The sequence below is a fragment of the Microcystis sp. M49636_WE2 genome, from assembly GCF_030065375.1.
Classification (GTDB): Bacteria; Cyanobacteriota; Cyanobacteriia; order Cyanobacteriales; family Microcystaceae; genus Microcystis; species Microcystis aeruginosa_C.
The window spans coordinates 1-3,610 of sequence record NZ_JASJFG010001092.1 but is presented as its reverse complement, the minus strand read 5'-3'; the positions used below and the strand labels follow the sequence as shown (position 1 = coordinate 3,610).

The following is a 3,610-nucleotide window of genomic DNA, read 5'->3' as shown; positions in this document are numbered from 1 at the left end:
TTTCTCCATGACTAAACAGTGTAAAGCAGTTTGACTCTCCCGGGGATGATAAATAAAATAGTTTTCTCCTTTGGGAATACCGGGGTGATTTAATTGTTTTAAAAGATTGGCTTCCTGTTGAAATAAATCAATAGCTTTGCTGGAATCGTAGGTAAGAACTTTTAATACTTTGGGTATTTTACGCTCATCTATCACTTCATAGGTATTACCAAATCCACCTTTGGCACTCAATAAATTTGTGACTCGATATTTACCATTTAAAAGCAAGTCGGAACCACAGGATTGACAGTAACGACTCTCCGTGATACTTTTCGGTTTAGGACAATGAGGATTAATACAAAAACTCATAGATTTTATTGGTAGAGTACAAAATAAAGTTGATGATTAAAATATTCCCTGATATATTTAAGGTTGGTTGCCAAGAAAAAAGCCGCGCAATCCCAAAGTGACCACGGCACTTAAAAAAGCTACAACCATGGGGATAATCAGAGATTTAAACCCTTTCAAGTCCGCAATATCTTTAACTAGGATTGCATAACTATCTTCGACTTTTTCCAGTCGTTTATCCATTGTTTCGACTTTCTGATCAAGAGTTTTAATATCTCCTTTGATTTCTGTGACTTCCACCTTTAAATCATTAACATCTTTTTGGAGACTGTCAAATTTTTGATTAACATCTCTTTGGAGACTGTCAAATTTTTGATTAACATCTTTTTGGAGACTGTCAAATTTTTGATCCACATCTTTTTGGAGATTATCGATTTTCTGATCCACATCTTTTTGGAGATTGTCGATTTTCTGATCCATATCTCTTTGGAGACTGTCAAATTTTTGATTAACATCTCTTTGGAGATTGTCGATTTTACTCTCGATCCTTGTCAGGACAGATTCGAGAGAATAGGTAACGGTTTCGCTAGTTTGTGTCATGATTAAAAACCTCTTGTTGATATAGCCAAATATAATTAGGTTATACTAAAAAAATTTTTCGTTGGTGTCGGGTTTTAGCCATGTTCAGGAAAAAAGTACCTGAATTTTCCCCCCGATTACTCCAATGGCTGGCACTTTTTGATTTCAAAAAAGCCTAAGGATATTATCCAACAAAGTTTTTAGATTTATTCAGCCAACCCTAATTATTCCCCTATTGCCTATTGCTAGAGGCCAAGGACGATTTTGCTACCGAAAAAATTCCATTGTGGCCAGAGATCGATCATGGTAATTTAAGAAAGCGATCGGGGAACTCTAACAGGGAAGATCCCGACCCTAACCAGGGAGTGACTGTTTAACCGTCTGTCCTATGTACAAGTCTATTACTGTTTTAACGCTGCTGACGGGAATTATCGCCGTTGATGTGGTTTTAGCTCAATCCACTGTTAATCTTCCCATCACAGTTAAACGGGGAGAATCCTACGAAGGATTATTGACTAGAGCATCGCAATTAGCCGAGAAAACTATCATCAGTCGTTTTAATCAACAACAGGGTATTAATAAAATTGATTTATTGATAACGGCCGAAAAATCAGGGGCGATCGCACCTCTCCTCTCGGTGAAGGTATCCCGTCAAGATTGGTTTGGCAACCCTAATATTCAACGCTGGGCTAATGTTTTTCCCTTTGGCAAAGCTCTCCTTGGTTTTAGCTCTCCCGCACCCGTCGTCACCCCGAAAAGTCCCCCCGCTGCCGTTAATCCCAGTCCATCTCCAGCACCATCTCCCACCGCTACCACTCCTCCCCCTGCTTTACCCTTCGAGGATGAGCCGAATAATGCTCCCCAAATCCCCATTCCTAAGCAAAGATTAACCACTCCAGCTAATCGTTAATTGATAGGAAAAGCATGGGCTTTCGGCAGATATAAGTAGGGCTTGCTGAATAAATCTAAAAACCTTGTTGGATAAGGCTTTTAGACTTTTTTGACCTCAAAAAGTGCCGACCATTGGAGGGATCGGGGCTAAAATTCAGGTACTTTTTCCCTGAAAATTAGGTAACTGACTACCTCAAAATCGGTAAAACCCTACACCCCACACCCCACACCCTGCCCCCACGAAAAACTTTTTGCCGTAAACCCTAAGTGGCAAAACGAGGCTGAAACCAGTCTAGGGGAAAAATATCATCTTCTTGGGCGGTTTCTGTCCAACCAGTAACACTCTCAAAACAAGTCCCCGTCAAGTTAGCACCCCTCAAGTCCGCTCCCTGTAGATTTATCTCTTGTAAACGCGCTCCCGCTAGGTTAGCACCCGCTAAATTAGCCCCGCGTAAATCACTACCCGTCAGACGTGCCTCGCTAAAATTAGCCCTTTCTAAATTGGCCCCCTGAAAGTCCACCTCTTTAAGAAAAGAGCCGCTAAAATTGGCTTCCCTTGCGGAAATCTGACGACATTTAGCCCCACTTAACCGCGCTTCCTGCAAATTAGCCCAATTGAGATTGACTTTATCTAGGTTTGCCTCCAAGAGATTAACTAAGTATAAATTCGCCCCGCATAAATTCGCCCCGCATAAATTCGCCCCCCGGAGATTAGCATGGGAAAGATCCGCCCCACTTAATCGCGAGTTACGCAGGTTAGCCTGTACCATAAAGGCCCCGGTGAGATTGGCTTTGGTTAAGTCCGCTTCCACTAATTGCGCTTGACTTAATTTGGCATAGGTTAAATTCGCCCAATTCAAACTCGCTCCCCGCAGATTTGATTTAGTCAGAAAAGAGCGGCTCAAATTAGTTCCGCGCAAATTGGCCGCAGCAAAATTGACAGCGATTAGAGTCACTTGTTGTAGATCTAGACTCATCAAGTCAATGCCTAAAAAATCCCGTTCTCCTTGTTCGTAGAGTCTTAGTAACTGATTAACTTTCATCTCCCTTCTTCTACTTATAAGATGGTGGTTAAGAAGTAATCAACAAAAGCACCTAAAAACTTTGTCCGATAACTAACTCAGCTTTTAGATAAGAAATTTATCAGGCTCTCTTTTGAGTTTATGTAAAGTTTTTTGTCGATTTTTTAAGAGAAGATAACGCGAACAGCAAGTTAATTTTCATCATAGTTAAGTAGCTTGGCTAAAACAGTTGGACTGGTTTTTCCAATTCTACCCCAGTCCATCGGGTAATTAGTATCTAACATTACTCTTGTTAAAAAACTTATCTATTGTTTAAACTCGATTATATTTAACTCAGCTAATTCTCCGTACTTTCTCGGATCAGGGCGGTAGAGCCGAGAGGACTTTCAGGGTATTTTTACCCAAATCATATTAAATCCGGTTATTAAAGACTGATTATTGATTGCCCCTATTGCCTATTGCCTATTGCTTTTTGCCTGTCCTGATATATAGCCTATACTCAACGGATTTAGTATCAATAGAGACGTTGCTAGGCAACGTCTCTACAAAAGTGGTATTTAATCAAGTTACTCAGAAACAGACAGAGGGGAAACCTTTTGGGCTTGAGCGAGATAGTACCATCCCGACGGGACAAATACCAGTGCGCTTAAGGTGGTTCCGACCACCCCGATGGAAATACAGATAGCGAGGGGTTCCCAAAAAGCGCCGCCGTAGAGGAATAATGGCACAAATCCCGTCACGGTGGTTAAGGTAGTGGTGAGAATGTGACGGGTGGAAGCAATGACCACTTC

General features: G+C 41.3%; 5 protein-coding genes. 1 reads left to right on the top strand and 4 read right to left on the bottom strand.

The genetic code is table 11. From position 1 onward, the window contains the following. Positions 1-348, bottom strand: a 348-nt coding sequence (locus PX484_RS25325) for a 4-Cys prefix domain-containing protein (protein WP_353853267.1), incomplete at its 3' end; no start/stop codon positions are given. Between the two features lie 57 nt (positions 349-405). Further along, positions 406-927, bottom strand: a complete 522-nt coding sequence (locus PX484_RS25320; protein WP_287664961.1) for a coiled-coil domain-containing protein — start codon at positions 925-927, stop codon at positions 406-408. Between the two features lie 367 nt (positions 928-1,294). Here PX484_RS25320 and PX484_RS25315 point away from each other — a divergent pair, with 367 nt between their 5' ends. Continuing rightward, on the top strand, positions 1,295-1,816 hold the full coding sequence (locus PX484_RS25315) for a hypothetical protein (protein WP_287664958.1): 522 nt from the start codon (positions 1,295-1,297) through the stop codon (positions 1,814-1,816). 244 nt (positions 1,817-2,060) lie between these two features. On the opposite strand, the gene PX484_RS25310 is transcribed toward PX484_RS25315, so the two are convergent. Next, on the bottom strand, positions 2,061-2,840 hold the full coding sequence (locus PX484_RS25310; RefSeq protein ID WP_288106154.1) for a pentapeptide repeat-containing protein: 780 nt from the start codon (positions 2,838-2,840) through the stop codon (positions 2,061-2,063). Between the two features lie 545 nt (positions 2,841-3,385). Continuing rightward, positions 3,386-3,610 (bottom strand): hypothetical protein (locus PX484_RS25305; RefSeq protein ID WP_288106151.1); only part of this gene is annotated, 225 nt, incomplete at its 5' end.

Excerpts from the sequence above, each read along its gene's own strand:
- PX484_RS25310 (WP_288106154.1), bottom strand. The coding sequence starts at position 2,840 with ATGAAAGTTAATCAGTTACTAAGACTCTACGAACAAGGAGAACGGGAT.
- PX484_RS25320 (WP_287664961.1), bottom strand. The coding sequence starts at position 927 with ATGACACAAACTAGCGAAACCGTTACCTATTCTCTCGAATCTGTCCTG.
- PX484_RS25315 (WP_287664958.1), top strand. The coding sequence starts at position 1,295 with ATGTACAAGTCTATTACTGTTTTAACGCTGCTGACGGGAATTATCGCC.